Source organism: Caulobacter sp. GW821-FHT11E11, assembly GCF_058808315.1.
In genome coordinates this window covers 1-16,451 of record NZ_JBXARO010000009.1, presented here as the reverse complement: position 1 = coordinate 16,451, position 16,451 = coordinate 1, and the positions used below count along the sequence as shown (strand labels likewise).

Below are 16,451 nucleotides of genomic sequence, written 5' to 3'. Positions count from 1 at the left end.
CCGCAGAAGGAATCAAGATGAACCAGGAAGTCCTGAACATCTTCAATCCGGTCCAGGCCGCTCCGACCTTCGACCAGATCCGCATCTCGCTGGCCTCGCCGGAAAAGATCCGCTCGTGGTCGTTCGGCGAGATCAAGAAGCCTGAGACCATCAACTACCGCACGTTCAAGCCCGAGCGTGACGGCCTGTTCTGCGCCCGTATCTTTGGCCCGACCAAGGACTACGAATGCCTGTGCGGCAAGTACAAGCGCATGAAGTACAAGGGCATCATCTGCGAAAAGTGCGGTGTTGAAGTCACCCTGGCCCGCGTCCGTCGCGAGCGCATGGGCCACATCGAACTGGCCTCGCCGGTCGCCCACATCTGGTTCCTGAAGTCGCTGCCGTCGCGTATCGCCATGATGCTCGACATGCCGCTGAAGGACATCGAGCGCGTCCTGTACTTCGAATACTACATCGTCACCGAGCCGGGCCTGACCCCGCTGAAGCAGCACCAGCTGCTGTCGGAAGACGACTACATGCGTGCTCAGGAAGAGTACGGCGACGATAGCTTCACCGCCGAGATCGGCGCCGAGGCCGTCCAGAACCTGCTGAAGGCCATCGACCTCGAGAAAGAGGCCGAGCGTCTGCGCGAGGAACTGGCCGGCACCGTGTCGGACATGAAGCAGAAGAAGTTTTCGAAGCGCCTGAAGATCCTGGAAGCCTTCCAGGAGTCGGGCAACCGTCCCGAGTGGATGGTGCTGACGGTCGTTCCGGTCATCCCGCCGGAACTGCGTCCGCTGGTGCCGCTGGACGGCGGCCGCTTCGCGACCTCGGACCTGAACGACCTGTATCGCCGGGTCATCAACCGTAACAACCGCCTGAAGCGCCTGATCGAGCTGCGCGCGCCCGACATCATCATCCGCAACGAAAAGCGGATGCTGCAGGAGTCGGTCGACGCCCTGTTCGACAACGGCCGTCGCGGTCGCGTCATCACGGGCGCCAACAAGCGTCCGCTGAAGTCGCTGGCCGACATGCTGAAGGGTAAGCAAGGTCGCTTCCGTCAGAACCTGCTGGGCAAGCGCGTCGACTACTCGGGCCGTTCGGTCATCGTGGTCGGTCCCGAGCTGAAGCTGCACGAGTGCGGCCTGCCCAAGAAAATGGCTCTGGAGCTGTTCAAGCCGTTCATCTACGCGCGCCTGGACGCCAAGGGCCTGTCGGGCACCGTCAAGCAGTCCAAGCGCATGGTCGAGCGCGAGCAGCCGCAGGTGTGGGACATCCTCGAAGAGGTGATCCGCGAACACCCGGTCATGCTGAACCGCGCCCCGACGCTTCACCGTCTGGGCATCCAGGCGTTCGAACCGAAGCTGATCGAGGGCAAGGCCATCCAGCTGCACCCGCTGGTCTGCGCCGCGTTCAACGCCGACTTCGACGGCGACCAGATGGCCGTGCACGTCCCGCTGAGCCTGGAAGCTCAGCTGGAAGCGCGCGTCCTGATGATGTCGACCAACAACATCCTGTCGCCCGCCAACGGTCGCCCGATCATCGTGCCGTCGCAGGACATCGTCCTGGGCCTGTACTACCTGTCGGTCGCCCGCGAGGGTGAGCCGGGCGAAGGCAAGATCTTCGCCGACCTGGGTGAAATCGAAGCCGCCATGGACGCGGGCGTCATCTCGCTGCACGCCAAGATCAAGGCGCGCCACACCGAGATGACGCCGGACGGTCAGCTGCTGCGCAAGGTGATCGACACCACGCCGGGCCGCATGAAGATCGCCGCCCTGCTGCCGCACCACCCGCAGATTGGCCACCGCCTGATCGAAAAGGCGCTGACCAAGAAGGAAATCGGCAATCTGATCGACATCGTCTACCGCCACTGCGGTCAGAAGGCGACGGTCATCTTCGCCGACAAGGTCATGGGTCTGGGCTTCAAGGAAGCCGCCAAGGCCGGCATCTCCTTCGGCAAGGACGACATCATCATCCCGAAGCGGAAGGAGGCTATCGTCGCCGAAACCCGCTCGCTGGCCGAAGAGTACGAGCAACAGTACGCCGACGGCCTGATCACCAAGGGTGAGAAGTACAACAAGGTCGTTGACGCCTGGGCCAAGGCTACCGATCGCGTCGCCGACGAGATGATGGCCGAGCTTCAGATGAAGCATAAGGACGAGAACGGCCGCGAGAAGGAAATCAACGCCATCTACATGATGGCCCACTCCGGCGCCCGTGGTTCGCAAGCCCAGATGAAGCAGCTGGGCGGCATGCGCGGCCTGATGGCCAAGCCCTCCGGCGAGATCATCGAGACCCCGATCGTCTCGAACTTCAAGGAAGGCCTGACCGTTCAGGAATACTTCAACTCGACCCACGGCGCTCGTAAGGGCCTCGCGGACACCGCGCTGAAGACCGCCAACTCGGGCTACCTGACCCGTCGTCTGGTCGACGTCGCGCAGGACTGCATCATCGTCGAGGAAGACTGCGGCACCACGCGGGGCATCACCCTGCGCGCCGTCGTCGAGGGCGGTGACGTCCTCGTCTCGCTGGGCACCCGCGTCCTGGGCCGCTTCACGGCCGAGGACGTCAAGGATCCGGGCACCGGCGAGCTGGTCGTTCCGGCCGACACCTATATCGACGAGAACATCGCCGACGCCATCGAGGCTGCGGTCGTCCAGTCGGTGAAGGTCCGCTCGGTCCTGACCTGCGAAGCCAAGGTCGGCGTCTGCGGCGCCTGCTACGGCCGCGACCTGGCCCGCGGTACGCCGGTCAACATCGGTGAAGCGGTCGGCGTCATCGCCGCCCAGTCGATCGGTGAGCCCGGCACGCAGCTGACGATGCGTACGTTCCACATCGGCGGCACCGCCCAGGTGGCCGAGCAGTCGTTCTTCGAAGCGTCGAACGAAGGTACGGTCCGCGTGATCGGCCCGACGGTCATCGGCGCCGACGGCGCTCTGGTCATCATGAGCCGCAACACCTCGGTCAGCGTGCTGGTCGACGGCAAGGAGCGCGAAACCTACAAGCCGCCGTACGGCGCCCGCCTGCGGGTCAAGGACGGCGACTCGGTCAAGCGCGGCCAGCGCCTCGGCGATTGGGACCCCTACACCACCCCGATCATCACCGAAGTGGCCGGCAAGATCCGCGCCGAAGACCTGGTGGATGGCCTGTCCATCCGCGAGGAAGTCGACGAAGCGACCGGCATCGCCCAGCGCGTCATCGCCGACTGGCGTACCTCGGCTCGTGGTTCGGACCTGCGTCCGGCCATGGGCGTGCTGTCGGAAGACGGCTCGTACAAGCGCCTGTCGAACGGCGGCGAGGCGCGTTACCTCCTGTCGGCCGGCGCCATTCTCTCCGTCGCCGATGGCGACGAAGTGAAGCCGGGTGAAGTGATCGCGCGTATCCCGACCGAAGGCGCCAAGACCCGGGACATCACCGGTGGTCTGCCGCGCGTCGCCGAACTCTTCGAAGCCCGCCGTCCGAAGGACTGCGCGGTCATCGCGGAAATGGACGGCCGTGTCGAATTCGGCAAGGATTACAAGAACAAGCGCCGGATCAAGATCACGCCGGACGTGGATGCCGACGGCAACCAGTCCGAACCGGTCGAGTTCCTGATCCCCAAGGGCAAGCACATCGCCGTCCACGACGGGGACTACATCTCCAAGGGCGAGTACATCATCGACGGCAACCCGGATCCGCACGACATCCTGCGCATCCTGGGTGTCGAGGCGCTGGCGAACTTCCTCGTCGACGAGATCCAGGAGGTCTATCGACTGCAGGGCGTGCCGATCAACGACAAGCACATCGAGACGATCGTTCGTCAGATGCTGCAGAAGGTCGAGATCCTCGAGCCCGGCGACACCGGCCTGATCAAGGGTGACCACCTTGATAAGCCGGAGTTCGACAAGGAGCAGGACAAGGCTGTTGCGCGTGGCGGTCGTCCGGCTGTGACCCAGCCGGTGCTGCTCGGCATCACCAAGGCCTCGCTGCAAACCAAGAGCTTCATCTCGGCCGCGTCGTTCCAGGAAACGACCCGCGTCCTGACCGAAGCCTCGGTGCACGGCAAGACCGACACCCTGGAAGGCCTGAAGGAAAACGTCATCGTGGGTCGTCTGATCCCCGCCGGTACGGGTTCCTACCTGCGCAGCCTGCAGCGCGTCGCCGCCAAGCGCGACGAGCAGCTGGCCCAGCAGCGCGAAGAAGCGATGGAGCCGCTGCCGGCGGAAATCGCGCTCTCCGACGCCGACTAGGCGTCCGAGACACTCTGGAACTCGGATGCCGAAGGCATCCGGGGCCGGATAGCGAATAAGCTTCGGCTTAGAGCGAATACGGAAAGGCCCGGGATCACTCCCGGGCCTTTTTGTTTTTCGGCGGTGCGCTGATTGGCTAGCGCGGTTCGCGCACGTAGATGGTCTTGGTCGAGCGGCCGCGCAGCAGCAGGCCCAGCACGATGCCGAGACCGGCGGCGATGCCCACGGCGCGGGCAGGCTTCTCATGCACCCAGGCTTCCAGGTCGCCGTAGCGGTGCTGGAACTCATCGGAGGCCTGGGCGGCGATGTCCTTCACACGGGCCCGGGTCTCGCCCAGGGCCTCGGCGGCGACATCCCGCAGGCTGTCATAGGCGTCGTGGGCGGCGCCGCTGACCGCCTTCAGCTTGGGTTCGACCTTGGCGCGGGCCCGGTCGGCGGTCTTGGCGGCGTCGGAGGTCAGGCTGTCGACATAGTCGGTCATGATAGGGCTCAAAGGCAGGAGGAGGGCGCAATGCGCCGCTGGGACGCTTGCACAACCCGTCCCTAAAGGGACCGTTCCGGAAACCGATCGTGTTGCCGGCCGCTTCTCTAGAACGTGGGCGCAGACTGGAGACCGCCGTGGCCAACGACCTCGACCTGCTCGTCACCTGGGGCCGCGAGTTCTGCGCCGTCCTCGATGCCGAGGCTACGGGGCAGGATGCGTACGAAGCCTTCTGGGAGGCCTTCGAGCGCGAGCCGGAGATCGGCTTCTTCCGAACCATGGGCGACACCGAGTTCGCCGACCTGGCCGCCGCGGCCCGCGACGTGCTGGAAGATCCCGCCGTCACCGCCGACCAGATGCGCCAGGCTGTGGGCCGGACGCTCGCCCTGTCCGAAGCGGCCTAGGGTTCGACGCCTCGCGCTTGCCGCGCTTGCCAGCCTCGTGCCAACCTCGCGGCGAAGAGGGGCCATCACCATGACTATCGATCGTCGCAGCCTGCTGACGGGCGTCAGCGCCACCGTGGCCACAGGGCTGGCATTCCATGCGGGCGCCCAAGTGCTGCCGCCGGCCGGCTACGCCACGCCCGCCGGGACCAGCCCGTTCACGCCGGACGTCTACCGCGCTCGCCGGGCCAAGCTGATGGAGCAGTTGAAGACCGGCGTGGCGGTGATCTACGGCGCCAACGCCGTGGACAGCAGCGCCCCGGTCGCCTCACCCTTCTACCAGAACGGCGACTTCGCCTGGCTGACCGGCATCGTCGATGAGCCCGGCGCCATCCTGATCCTGGCCCCGACCGAGCGGACGGTGAAGGAGTGGCTGCTGCTGCCGTCGCGCGACACCGAGAGCGAGCGCTGGAACCAGGAGCGCGTGCCGCTGGGCGCGCTGATCGAACAGCGCACCGGCTTCCAGCGGGTGATGCGCACCTCGGCCCTGGGCGGCCTGGTGACGACCCTGGCCTCGCGCTCCAAGGAGCTGCGGTTCCTGGGTCCGATCGCCTCGGCCAACGCCCCCGTCTCTCCGGCCCTGGAGCTCTACGGCAAGGTCGCCCAGCGCGTGCCGGGCTGCGCCATCCGCGACGACAGCGGCGTCCTGCCCCGCCTGCGCTGCGTGAAGGAGCCGCGCGAGCTGGAGATGATGCGCAAGGCCATGGACGCCACCCGCGCCGGCCATCTGGCGGCCATGCAGCAGGCGCGGCCGGGCATGCCCGAGAGCGAACTGCGTTTCATCGTCGAGAGCGCCTTCCGCCGAGCCGGCGGCACGGGCCTGGCCTATGACAGCATCGTCGGCTCGGGCCGCAACGCCGCCTCGCTGCACTACGCCACGGCGACCGGCATGGTGCATGGCGGCGAGCTGATCCTGATCGACGCCGGCGCCTCGGTCGGCGGCTATGCCTGCGACGTCACCCGGACCTTCCCGGCCAACGGCAAGTTCACGCCCGAGCAGAAGGTGCTGTATGACCTGGTGCTGGAAGCCCAGACGGCCGCTGTCTCCAAGCTGAAGGCCGGGGCCTATCTGGAAGACCTCAGCGAGGCGGCCAAGGCGGTGTTCCGCAAGGCCGGCCGGATCGACGAGTTCACCCACGGCCTGGGCCACTATGTCGGCCTGGACGTCCACGATCCGGGCGACACCTCCCAGCCGATCCCGGCCGGCTCGGTCATCACCATGGAGCCGGGCCTCTACCTGCAATCGGCCAACTACGGCATCCGCATCGAGGACCTGTATCTGGTTACAGAAACCGGCGCCGAGCGCCTGTCGACCGGCGTGCCGCGCACCACCCAGGAGATTGAGAGCTTCATGGCGCGGGGTTAAGCCGAGGCGCGAACCGCCAGGGGGACGGCTTTCGACCCTAGTCGGACGTCAGCAGCTTCAGCTTCGCGGGTGAAATGTCGCTGCTAGAGGGCGAGGTCGCACAAAGGTCGGTAAAGTTCCGGCCCTTGGTATTGCAGGAAATCTGCGGCTGCGACGTCAGCGGGCTTCTCGATAAAATCTTTGAGGCGAACGATCATCTTGGGGTCGCCGGTTCGCCAAGCAGACATGGTGACGGCTGAAGCGCAACGGCAATAGCCTGGCTTGCTCGCACGATCAGAAACCTTGCGTCCGCAATCACTTTGGATTTCTGCATCAATCGCGGTCAACCGGGGGAAGCGCTCTAGCAACCATTGGTGATTGGCCTCAATGTTCTTCACTCGCTCCGCTGCCTCGGGCTGGCTCAACTGTTGAGCGGAAACTGGGGCCACGACTGTGTAAAGAGCTAGCGCCAAAGCCATGGGTCCGAACATCTTGGTGGTCATTAATCTCGGATCACTTTGCTACACCGCTAAGGCTAGGGTTTCACGCTGATCGGCCGATGTCGAGGCTGCACGCCTGACATCAGGCCGCGCCTATCCGGTCATGGGGTCGATGACTTGCCTGATCAGCGGCGAGTGTCAGCAAACCACCCTAGTCCGAACAAAGGGACGTCGGCTTTTTGGTCACCAAAGATCGATGCGAGCGCACTCGAACTCGATCATATCGCCGACACACAGCCCGCCAGGTAACGGGTCATCGAGCAATAGCCGCATGTCACCGATCTGAACTTCGCCGTTGGCCAAGTTCACGATCCGACCCGATCCGCGTTGGGCTAGCTCTGGCGGCTTGATCCTCTTGATTATTGGCTGCGCGTCGGCTGCCAACAGGACCTGCCTTAGACCAAACACATGGAGCGGTCCCGCAACCTGATCACCGACGCTATAGCGGCAAGGATGACAGAATGCGCTGCAACTCAGCGCACCTATCACAAGTGTGACTTCAGCCTCTTCAGAGGTGCGCGAAATCCATTCGATCTTCGAGACGGTGAGCATAGCTTCACCTTATCTCGCAATTTCCACAATCCACCCAAAGCTGACCCGTCTTTGAAACCCTCACTCTATGCAGGACGGTTTTGGGGTTGCGCGGCTTAGGCCCGTGCGAATGTCGACACCCCGCCCCGAACCCTCTTGCGGTTGAGCTTCAAACCTCGCATCCCTGCCGCGCGACCAGAGTTCGTCGCCAAGAACGGCAGGGCGGGGACCCCAGGCATGACCACATCCGCAGCGACCTCCACGGGCGCCGTCGCGCCCGGCAAGAGCCACTACGTCATCCTGGACGGCCTGCGCGGCGTGGCCTCGCTGATGGTGGTGGCGTTCCACCTGTTCGAGGCCTGGGCCGGCGGGGATCCCGAGAAGCAGATCATCAATCACGGCTACCTGGCCGTGGACTTCTTCTTCCTGCTGTCGGGCTTCGTGGTCGCCTACGCCTATGACGACCGCTGGGGCTCAGGCCCAAATCAGACTGGCATGAGCCAGTGGGACTTCTTCAAGCGCCGGCTGGTGCGCCTGCAGCCGATGATCATCGTCGGCGGCCTGATCGGCGCGGCCCTGCTGGCCTTCCAGCACTGGTCGCTGTTCCCCAAGCTGGACACCGTCACGACCCTGCAGGTGCTGGGCGTGCTGGCGCTGGGCTTCGTGATGATCCCGATGACGCCGTCGGCCGAGATCCGCGGCTGGGGCGAGATCTATCCGCTGAACGGCCCGCAGTGGTCGCTGTTCTACGAATATATCGGCAACATCCTGTACGCCGTGGGCCTGCGGAAGCTGTCGAACCGCTGGATGGGCGTGCTGGTCTTGCTGTCGGCCGCCGCGCTGATCCACCTGCTGGTCTTCGGCCCGCGCGGCGACGTGATCGGGGGCTGGGCGCTGGACGCCGGCGGCGTGCGCATCGGCCTGACGCGGGTGATGTTCCCGTTCTTCGCCGGCATCCTGCTGATGCGCCTGGGCAAGCGGATCCGGGTCAAGAACGCCTTCGCCGTCTCCAGCCTGCTGCTGATCGTGGCGATGTCGCTGCCGCGTTTCGGCGTGGGCGACCAGCACTGGATCAACGGCCTGTACGAGGCGGCCTGCGTGATCGTGCTGTTCCCGCTGATCGTGGCCATCGGCGCGGGCGAGAAGAGCGTGGACGGCCCCAGCGTGCGGGTCGCCCGGTTCTTCGGCGACCTGTCGTACCCGCTCTACATCACCCACTATCCGCTGATCTACATCTACACCGGCTGGGTCGTGGACAAGAAACCGCCGGTCGCCGAGGGCGCGCTGGTCGGCGTGGGCCTGTTCATCGCCGCCGTCACGATCGCCTATGCCTGTCTTAAACTCTACGACGAGCCGGTTCGGCGCTGGCTTGCTGCCCGTTTTCTGAGCCGCCCTGCGTCCGAACGTCGCGCAGCGTGACTATGACGCTTTGCGAACAACGTTATTAATCAGGGCTTTAACTATACCGTTCATGCCGGAATTTGATCTGCCTCAAATTCCGGTGTCCCCATGCGCGCCAGCATCTCCACCAAGGTCAGCCTGACCATCGCCTCGGCCTTCCTGGTCCTGACCCTCGCGGTCCTGGGGATCGTGGCCAAGAGCTCCCTGGATTTCGCCCGCAAGCAGGCGACGCAGGCCCAGGAGTCCAGCATGCGCGTGGCCTGGGACGTGGTTGGGGAGCAGGGCAAGAGCTTCAGGCGCGAGGGCGACCAGCTGATGGTCGGCGACCACGTGCTGAACGGCGACTTCGCCGGCGTCGATCGCGTGAAGGCTCTGGTCGGCGGCACCGCCACCGTCTTCATGGGCGACAAGCGGGTCACCACCAATGTCACCAAGCCGGACGGCGCGCGCGCCGTCGGCACCAGCCTGGCCAAGGGCCCCGTCTATGACGCGGTGCTGGGCAAGGGCGAGCCCTATCGCGGCGAGGCCAAGATCCTGGGCAAGCCGTTCTTCGTCGCCTACGACCCGATCAAGGACGCCTCGGGCCAGGTGATCGGCGTGCTGTATGTCGGCGTGCCGCAGGCCGACTACTTCCAGCCCGTCTATCGCCAACTGACCCTGCTGGCCCTGGCCTGTGTTCTGCTGGGCGCGGCCGGAGGCGCGGCTTCGGTGGTCATGACCCGTCGCCAGCTGTCGCCGCTGTCGGCGCTGCGTGACGCCATGAGCCGCGTGATGCGCGGCGACCTGACTGTAACCCTGCCGTTCGCCGGCCGCGCCGACGACATCGGCCTGATGGCCGACGCCGTGCACGGCTTCCGCGACGAGGCCCTGGAAAAGAACCGTATCGCCGCCGACGCGGCCGCCCATCGCGAAGCCTCTGAAGCCGAGCGTGACGCCGCCGGCGCCGACAACGCCCGCCGCGCCGCCGACCAGGCCCAGGTGGTCAAGCGCCTGGCCGAGGGGCTGGACCGCCTGTCGGCCGGCGACCTGACCGTCCGCCTGGCCGAGCCGTTCGCCCACGACTACGAAGGCCTGCGCGCCGACTTCAACCAGGCCGTCGAGCGCCTGGAAGGGGCCATGGCCGCCGTGGTCTCGGCCGTGTCGGGCCTGAACAGCGGAGCAGGCGGCATTGCCTCGGCCGCCGACGACCTGTCGCGCCGCAGCGAGGCCCAGGCCGCGAGCCTGGAAGAAACCGCCGCCGCCCTCGACGAAATCACCGCCACCGTCCGCCGCACGGCCGAGGGCGCCAAGGAAGCCCACAGCGCCGTCAGCGCGGCCCAGGTCGAGGCCGGCCGCTCGCGCGACGTCGTCGCCTCGGCCGTCGAGGCCATCGGCGGCATCGAGGCCTCGTCCCGCCAGGTCGCCCAGATCATCGGCGTCATCGACGAGATCGCCTTCCAGACCAATCTGCTGGCGCTGAACGCCGGTGTCGAAGCCGCCCGCGCCGGTGAAGCCGGTCGTGGTTTCGCCGTCGTGGCGCAAGAGGTCCGGGCCCTGGCCCAGCGCTCGGCCGACGCCGCCAAGGAGATCAAGGTCCACATCGGCGACAGCGAGCGCCAGGTGGCCTCGGGCGTGTCGTTGGTCGGCGCGGCCGGCGAGACTCTGCAACGCATCGCCGGCCAGGTGGGCGCGATCAGCAGCGTGATCACCGAGATCGCCGCCTCGGCCCAGGAACAGGCTTCGGGCCTGTCGCAGGTCAACACCGCCGTGAACCAGATGGACCAGGGCACGCAGCACACCACGGCCATGGCCAGCCGCTCGGCGGCTTCCAGCCAGTCGCTGCTGGACGAGGTGCGCGGCCTGGCCGAGCTGGTCCAGCGCTTCCGCGTTGGCGCCGGGGGCTCGTCGATGCGCCGCGCGGCGTAACGGCAAGGGTTCGTTAACCACGTTTGGCGAGGCTCCCCGCAGTCAGCGGGGGATTCTCCATGCGCGCCGTCTTCATCAAGGGCCCGTCACAGTACGACGCGACCCGGCTTTTCACCGATGAGTTGGCCGCCGCCTTCTCTGCCGCCGGACACGAGGCGGTCGTCGTCGACGCCGTGGGGCAGGCCGACCTGGCCGCGACCCTGCGCGCGGCGGCCGAGGCCCAGACCGACCTCGTCCACACCTACGGCATACTGGGCGACGCGCGCGGGCTGGTCGGCCAGTCGCTGGGCGAGATCTTCGCCGCGCCGCACGTGCTGCAGCATGTCGACTATCCGCTGAGCCACCTGAACCAGCTGGAAGCCACGGCGCGCGAGACGGTGATCCTCACGGTCGATCCGTCGCACGTCGAGGCGATCCACGGGACCTTCGGCGTCGACCACTTCGCCCATGTCGCGTTCTGCCCGCACGCGGCGGTGGGCCAGCCGGTCGAGCTCGATGCGGACGCCGACGCCTTCATCGAACAGCGGCCCATCCCGATCCTGTTCGCCGGCTCGTTCCAGAGCGTCGGCCCCGCGCCCTGGGCCGAGGAGGGGAAGGGCATCCAGCAGATCTTCGACCGCGCCCTGGACCTGGCCCTGGGCACGGAGTTCCTGCCGGCCCTGGAGGCTCTGGACCAGTCCCTGCGCAGCTACGGCGAGGACCCGGCCCATCCGCGCTACGAACGCATGCGCCGCTACGCCACCTGGGTGCACGAGCAGGTGCGCCAGCTGCGCCGCCAGGCCCTGCTGGAGCTGGCGGGCCAGGCCGGCCTGCCGGTGTTCTGCGTCGGGGCCGGCTATGAAGGCTGGATCGAGCGGCACAAGAGCTTCCGTCTGGGTCCGCCCATGACCCTCGCCGACACCGTCGCCCTGATGGCCCGGGCGCGGGTGGTGCTGAACGCCAACGCCAACTTCGGCCGCGGCTCGCACGAACGTCCCTTGAGCGCGATGCTGGCCGGCGCCGCCGTCGTCACCGACGGGGCCTGGTGGACGGAGGCGTTCGAGCCGGGGCGCGAGGTCCTGTCCTATCAATGGACCAGGCTGGAGTCGGATCTCGCCGGCTTGGCCACGCTCGTCGCACACCCCGAGGTCGCTTACGCCATCGGCCTGGCCGGCCAGGCCCGCGCCGTCGCCGCCCATCGGTTCGAGCACCGCGTCGACGCGGTCATCGCCGCCGCCGCAGCGGGTCGCGTCTAGTTCTGCTTCTTCTGCAGCTCGAGGAAGCGCCGCGCCCGGTCGGCGGAATCGTTCTCGCGGCGCTTCTGGTCGACGACCGACTTGCGGGGGCGGCCCAGGCCGTCCTGCTCGGCGCCCAGGACGAAGGGGATCTCCTTCATGGTGCCGGGCTGGTCCTTGCTGCGATGGTCGACGCCCGGGGCCATGGGGGCGTCGAGATAGCGGCGATAGGCCTCCTGGGCCGCGCCCTGGGCCTCCAGCTCGCGGCGTCGCGCGGCGCTCATGCCCGACAGCGGGTCGCCCTTGGCCTTGGCCGCGCCGAAGCGCTCGTCGCACTTCTCGCGCTCGCGGCGGGTGAGGCCCACGGCGTCGGCGCTGATGCAGCCGGTGCTGGTGCGTAGGGCCGAGCGCAGGTCGCCGGCGCCTTCTCCCGGCAAGGGCGCGGGGCGGATGGCCGTGCCGGGCCTGGCGACGCCGGCGGCCGGCACGTTCAGCGTGGGCACGCCTACAGGCGCCGGCCGCGCGGGCTGGCGCACCTGGAACGGCAGGACGGGCGAGGGGGCCGAGGCTTGCGCGGCGGCGGCGGGGCGCGGTCGCGGTTGCTCTTCACGCTCGGGCCGGATCAGGTCGACCGTCACGGTGGACAGGTCGTCGGCGATCATGTTTTCCAGGAAGGGACGCGCGGGCAGGGCCAGCCAGGCCAGCAGGACCACGTGCAGCAGCAGCGAGCCGGCGAGAATCGCCGCCTGCCGCTGATCGTGCCGCTTGATCCTCACGCTGGCGCTCACTCGTCCTCTTGGCGCTTGCTTCCGCCCACCCCACATGGAGAAGGTCGCCCCGCAAACAAGGCGCTCTATTCCCGCGTGAGCCTGTACAGCTTGCGATGGCGAAAACTTGGCCGGAAAGCCCGCCTTAAGCCGCCGTTAACCGGCGCAGGAACAGGCGGTTGACGTTAGGCGGCTTCGCGAGTACATACCGCGCTCTTTTTCGAGGCGTGCGTTCGCGTGCGTTCCGATGAGCTTCCTCTCCTCGTGAGCGGAGAACCCGCCGGTGTGCTTCCCGCGCCCCGGCGAGTTTCGTGTTTATCGGGTCTCCAAGCGGAGCCTTGAACCAAGAACAACAAAGACAAGGACCTGAAGCGCCCCGGCCGAAAGGCACACGCTTCCATCAGAGCAGAGACTTAATGCCTACCATTAACCAGCTCATCCGTAAGCCGCGCTCCCCGAAGCCGGTCCGGAACAAGGTGCCGGCCCTGAAGGGCTGCCCCCAACGTCGCGGCGTTTGCACGCGCGTCTACACCACGACCCCGAAGAAGCCGAACTCGGCTCTCCGTAAGGTCGCCAAGGTCCGTCTGACCACCGGCATCGAAGCCGTGTGCTACATTCCGGGCGAAGGCCACAACCTGCAGGAGCACTCGGTGGTGCTCATCCGCGGCGGCCGCGTCAAGGATTTGCCCGGCGTCCGTTATCACATCCTGCGCGGCGTCCTCGACACCCAAGGTGTCAAGGATCGTAAGCAGCGTCGTTCGCTCTACGGCGCCAAGCGTCCGAAGTAAGGAAAAAGAAGAATGTCCCGCCGCCGTCGCGCCGAGAAACGCCAAGTCCTGCCGGATCCCAAGTTTGGGGATCTGATTGTCACGAAGTTCATGAACTACGTGATGTACGAGGGCAAAAAAGCCGTCGCCGAAAACATCATCTATGGTGCTTTCGACATCCTGGAAAACAAGCGCAAGGACCAAGGTCCGCTTGAGACCTTCCACTCCGCCCTGGACAACGTCGCCCCGGCGATCGAAGTCCGGTCGCGCCGCGTCGGCGGCGCCACCTATCAGGTGCCGGTTGAAGTCCGTCCGGACCGTCGCCGCGCCCTGGCCATCCGTTGGCTGGTGACCGCCGCGCGCAAGCGTGGTGAGAACACCATGACCGAAAAGCTGGCCGGTGAGCTGCTCGACGCCTCGAACAACCGCGGCACCGCCGTGAAGAAGCGCGAAGACACCCACAAGATGGCTGAAGCCAACCGGGCGTTCTCGCACTACCGCTGGTAAGCTTTTCGCTATCAGCACTCTTTCAGGCGCGGGCGGTTTGCGATAAACCGCCCGCGCCGCACGTTTAAATGTCCCTGCCTCACCGCAGCGCTACGCAGAGCTCCATCATGGCCCGCCAGCATAACATCGAAGATTACCGTAACTTCGGCATCATGGCGCACATCGACGCCGGTAAGACCACGACGACCGAGCGGATCCTGTATTACACGGGTAAGTCGCACAAGATCGGCGAAGTCCACGATGGCGCGGCCACCATGGACTGGATGGAGCAGGAGCAGGAACGCGGCATCACGATCACGTCGGCCGCGACGACCGCCTTCTGGAACGGCAAGCGCCTGAACATCATCGACACCCCCGGGCACGTCGACTTCACCATCGAAGTCGAACGCTCGCTGCGCGTGCTCGACGGCGCCGTGACGGTGCTGGACGGCAACGCCGGTGTTGAGCCGCAGACGGAAACCGTCTGGCGCCAGGCCGACAAGTACAAGGTTCCGCGCATCGTCTTCGTCAACAAGATGGACAAGATCGGCGCCGACTTCGACAAGTCGGTTGAATCGATCCGTGACCGTCTGGGCGCCAAGGCCGTGCCGATCCAATTCCCGATCGGTTCGGAAACGAACCTGAAGGGCCTGGTCGACCTGGTCCGCATGAAGGCCGTCCTCTGGGACAACGACGCCCTGGGCGCGAACTTCCGCGACGAGGAAATCCCGGCCGACCTGATGGACAAGGCGATCGAAGCCCGCGCCTACCTGGTCGAGAACGCCGTCGAACTCGACGACGAAGCGATGGAAGCCTATCTGGGCGGCGAAGAGCCCTCGGAAGCCACCATCAAGAAGTGCCTGCGTAAGGCCGTTCTGACCGGCGCCTTCTATCCGATCCTCTGCGGCTCGGCCTTCAAGAACAAGGGCGTGCAGACGCTCCTGGACGCCGTCGTCGACTACCTGCCGTCGCCGCTGGACATCCCGCCGACCAAGGGCATCGACTTCAAGACCGAAGAAGAAGTCGTTCGTCACGCCTCGGACGAAGAGCCCCTGTCGGTTCTGGCGTTCAAGATCATGGACGACCCCTTCGTCGGTTCGCTGACCTTCTGCCGCATCTACTCGGGCAAGCTGGAAACCGGCATGGGCCTGCTGAACGCCACGCGCGACAAGCGCGAGCGCGTCGGCCGCATGCTGCTCATGCACTCGAACAACCGCGAAGACATCAAGGAAGCCTATGCCGGCGACATCGTCGCCCTGGCCGGCCTGAAGGAAACCCGCACGGGCGACACCCTGTGCGATCCCCTGAAGTCGCCGGTCATCCTGGAGCGCATGGAATTCCCGGCCCCGGTCATCGAGATCGCCGTCGAGCCCAAGTCGAAGGCCGACCAGGAGAAGCTGGGCGTCGCCCTGCAGAAGCTGGCCGCCGAAGATCCGTCCTTCACCGTCTCGACCGACTTCGAGTCGGGCCAGACGATCCTGAAGGGCATGGGCGAGCTGCACCTGGACATCAAGATCGACATCCTGAAGCGGACCTACAAGGTCGAAGCCAACATCGGCGCGCCGCAGGTTGCCTATCGTGAATCGCTGGGCCGCAAGGTCGACATCGACTACACGCACAAGAAGCAGACCGGTGGTACGGGCCAGTTCGCCCGCGTCATGATCACTTTCGAACCGGGCGAGCCGGGTTCGGGCTTCGTGTTCGAAAACGCGATCGTCGGCGGCGCCGTGCCGAAGGAATACATCCCGGGCGTCCAAAAGGGCCTGGAATCGGTCAAGGACAACGGCCTGCTGGCCGGCTTCCCGCTGATCGACTTCAAGGCGACCCTGACGGACGGCAAGTTCCACGACGTTGACTCGTCGGTCCTGGCCTTCGAAATCGCCTCGCGCGCCGCCTTCAAGGAGCTGCGCGAAAAGGGCGCTCCGAAGCTGCTCGAGCCGATCATGAAGGTCGAGGTCGTGACGCCGGAAGAATACCTGGGCTCGGTCATCGGCGATCTGAACAGCCGCCGTGGCATGATCCAGGGTCAAGACATGCGCGGCAACGCGACTGTCGTGAACGCCTACGTCCCGCTGGCCAACATGTTCGGTTACGTGAACACCCTGCGGGGCATGTCGCAAGGCCGCGCTCAGTTCAGCATGGTCTACGACCACTACGATCCGGTGCCGCAACACGTCGCCGACGAAGTGATCAAGAAGTACGCCTAAGTTTTCCGTTTCGGAAAAACCTAGACGAAGGATTGAAAGGGGTTCAAAGGAGCCCCTTTCGCCCGACCCCAGAAGTCCAAATCAAACTGAAGGCCCCTCTGGGGTCCTGGAGCTAAGAAGATGGCCAAGGAAAAGTTCGAACGTAATAAGCCGCACTGCAACATCGGCACCATCGGTCACGTTGACCATGGCAAGA

General features: G+C 65.9%; 14 protein-coding genes. 10 read left to right on the top strand and 4 right to left on the bottom strand.

All coding sequences use genetic code 11. The annotated features are described in order from the left end of the window. The first annotated feature begins 17 nt into the window (after positions 1-17). Positions 18-4,208: a DNA-directed RNA polymerase subunit beta' gene (gene rpoC / locus AC1RR5_RS21315; protein ID WP_492924800.1), complete on the top strand. Its 4,191-nt coding sequence runs from the start codon at positions 18-20 to the stop codon at positions 4,206-4,208. A 136-nt stretch (positions 4,209-4,344) separates the two neighbouring features. Here the strand turns inward: rpoC and AC1RR5_RS21310 are convergent, their stop codons facing one another. Further along, positions 4,345-4,689, bottom strand: coding sequence for a glycine zipper domain-containing protein (locus tag AC1RR5_RS21310; protein ID WP_492815300.1), 345 nt, complete (start codon positions 4,687-4,689; stop codon positions 4,345-4,347). Between the two features lie 137 nt (positions 4,690-4,826). Between AC1RR5_RS21310 and AC1RR5_RS21305 the strand changes: the two genes are divergently transcribed. Next, positions 4,827-5,093, top strand: a complete 267-nt coding sequence (locus AC1RR5_RS21305) for a hypothetical protein (protein ID WP_492924798.1) — start codon at positions 4,827-4,829, stop codon at positions 5,091-5,093. Positions 5,094-5,163: 70 nt separating this feature from the next. Further along, complete coding sequence (locus tag AC1RR5_RS21300; RefSeq protein ID WP_492924796.1) at positions 5,164-6,498, top strand: aminopeptidase P N-terminal domain-containing protein; 1,335 nt, start codon at positions 5,164-5,166, stop codon at positions 6,496-6,498. A gap of 83 nt (positions 6,499-6,581) precedes the next feature. Here AC1RR5_RS21300 and AC1RR5_RS21295 read toward each other — a convergent pair whose 3' ends face one another. After that, positions 6,582-6,980, bottom strand: a complete 399-nt coding sequence (locus tag AC1RR5_RS21295; protein ID WP_492924794.1) for a hypothetical protein — start codon at positions 6,978-6,980, stop codon at positions 6,582-6,584. 180 nt (positions 6,981-7,160) lie between these two features. Continuing rightward, positions 7,161-7,529, bottom strand: coding sequence for a hypothetical protein (locus tag AC1RR5_RS21290; protein ID WP_492924792.1), 369 nt, complete (start codon positions 7,527-7,529; stop codon positions 7,161-7,163). 216 nt (positions 7,530-7,745) lie between these two features. On the opposite strand from AC1RR5_RS21290, the gene AC1RR5_RS21285 reads away from it, so the two are divergent. The 3 genes from AC1RR5_RS21285 (at position 7,746) to AC1RR5_RS21275 (ending at position 12,049) form a co-directional block, all read left to right on the top strand. Then, complete coding sequence (locus AC1RR5_RS21285; RefSeq protein ID WP_492924790.1) at positions 7,746-8,927, top strand: acyltransferase family protein; 1,182 nt, start codon at positions 7,746-7,748, stop codon at positions 8,925-8,927. A 90-nt stretch (positions 8,928-9,017) separates the two neighbouring features. Beyond that, positions 9,018-10,814 (top strand): methyl-accepting chemotaxis protein, encoded by a 1,797-nt coding sequence (locus AC1RR5_RS21280; protein WP_492924788.1) that lies wholly within the window; start codon positions 9,018-9,020, stop codon positions 10,812-10,814. Between the two features lie 59 nt (positions 10,815-10,873). Then, a complete protein-coding gene (locus AC1RR5_RS21275; RefSeq protein ID WP_492924786.1) occupies positions 10,874-12,049 on the top strand; it encodes a glycosyltransferase family protein in 1,176 nt (391 codons plus the stop codon). Here AC1RR5_RS21275 and AC1RR5_RS21270 read toward each other — a convergent pair. Continuing rightward, on the bottom strand, positions 12,046-12,816 hold the full coding sequence (locus AC1RR5_RS21270) for a hypothetical protein (RefSeq protein ID WP_492924784.1): 771 nt from the start codon (positions 12,814-12,816) through the stop codon (positions 12,046-12,048). The two genes, AC1RR5_RS21275 and AC1RR5_RS21270, sit on opposite strands and share 4 nt — an antisense overlap. A 395-nt stretch (positions 12,817-13,211) precedes the next feature. On the opposite strand from AC1RR5_RS21270, the gene rpsL reads away from it, so the two are divergent. The 4 genes from rpsL to AC1RR5_RS21250 all read left to right on the top strand — a co-directional run. Beyond that, positions 13,212-13,583 carry a 30S ribosomal protein S12 gene (gene rpsL / locus AC1RR5_RS21265; RefSeq protein ID WP_004624021.1) on the top strand — a complete coding sequence of 124 codons (372 nt, stop codon included), beginning with the start codon at positions 13,212-13,214 and terminating at the stop codon, positions 13,581-13,583. A 12-nt stretch (positions 13,584-13,595) separates the two neighbouring features. Continuing rightward, complete coding sequence (gene rpsG, locus AC1RR5_RS21260) at positions 13,596-14,069, top strand: 30S ribosomal protein S7 (RefSeq protein WP_007661568.1); 474 nt, start codon at positions 13,596-13,598, stop codon at positions 14,067-14,069. Between the two features lie 107 nt (positions 14,070-14,176). Continuing rightward, complete coding sequence (fusA, locus tag AC1RR5_RS21255) at positions 14,177-16,255, top strand: elongation factor G (RefSeq protein ID WP_492924782.1); 2,079 nt, start codon at positions 14,177-14,179, stop codon at positions 16,253-16,255. 120 nt (positions 16,256-16,375) lie between these two features. Beyond that, positions 16,376-16,451 (top strand): hypothetical protein (locus AC1RR5_RS21250; RefSeq protein ID WP_334349513.1); only part of this gene is annotated, 76 nt, incomplete at its 3' end.

What these genes read in the sequence shown, in the direction of transcription:
- rpsG (WP_007661568.1), top strand. Translation starts at nt 13,596, where the DNA reads ATGTCCCGCCGCCGTCGCGCCGAGAAACGCCAAGTCCTGCCGGATCCC.
- AC1RR5_RS21275 (WP_492924786.1), top strand. Translation starts at nt 10,874, where the DNA reads ATGCGCGCCGTCTTCATCAAGGGCCCGTCACAGTACGACGCGACCCGG.
- fusA (WP_492924782.1), top strand. Translation starts at nt 14,177, where the DNA reads ATGGCCCGCCAGCATAACATCGAAGATTACCGTAACTTCGGCATCATG.
- AC1RR5_RS21280 (WP_492924788.1), top strand. Translation starts at nt 9,018, where the DNA reads ATGCGCGCCAGCATCTCCACCAAGGTCAGCCTGACCATCGCCTCGGCC.
- AC1RR5_RS21300 (WP_492924796.1), top strand. Translation starts at nt 5,164, where the DNA reads ATGACTATCGATCGTCGCAGCCTGCTGACGGGCGTCAGCGCCACCGTG.
- rpoC (WP_492924800.1), top strand. Translation starts at nt 18, where the DNA reads ATGAACCAGGAAGTCCTGAACATCTTCAATCCGGTCCAGGCCGCTCCG.
- AC1RR5_RS21285 (WP_492924790.1), top strand. Translation starts at nt 7,746, where the DNA reads ATGACCACATCCGCAGCGACCTCCACGGGCGCCGTCGCGCCCGGCAAG.
- AC1RR5_RS21295 (WP_492924794.1), bottom strand. Translation starts at nt 6,980, where the DNA reads ATGACCACCAAGATGTTCGGACCCATGGCTTTGGCGCTAGCTCTTTAC.
- AC1RR5_RS21290 (WP_492924792.1), bottom strand. Translation starts at nt 7,529, where the DNA reads ATGCTCACCGTCTCGAAGATCGAATGGATTTCGCGCACCTCTGAAGAG.
- rpsL (WP_004624021.1), top strand. Translation starts at nt 13,212, where the DNA reads ATGCCTACCATTAACCAGCTCATCCGTAAGCCGCGCTCCCCGAAGCCG.
- AC1RR5_RS21310 (WP_492815300.1), bottom strand. Translation starts at nt 4,689, where the DNA reads ATGACCGACTATGTCGACAGCCTGACCTCCGACGCCGCCAAGACCGCC.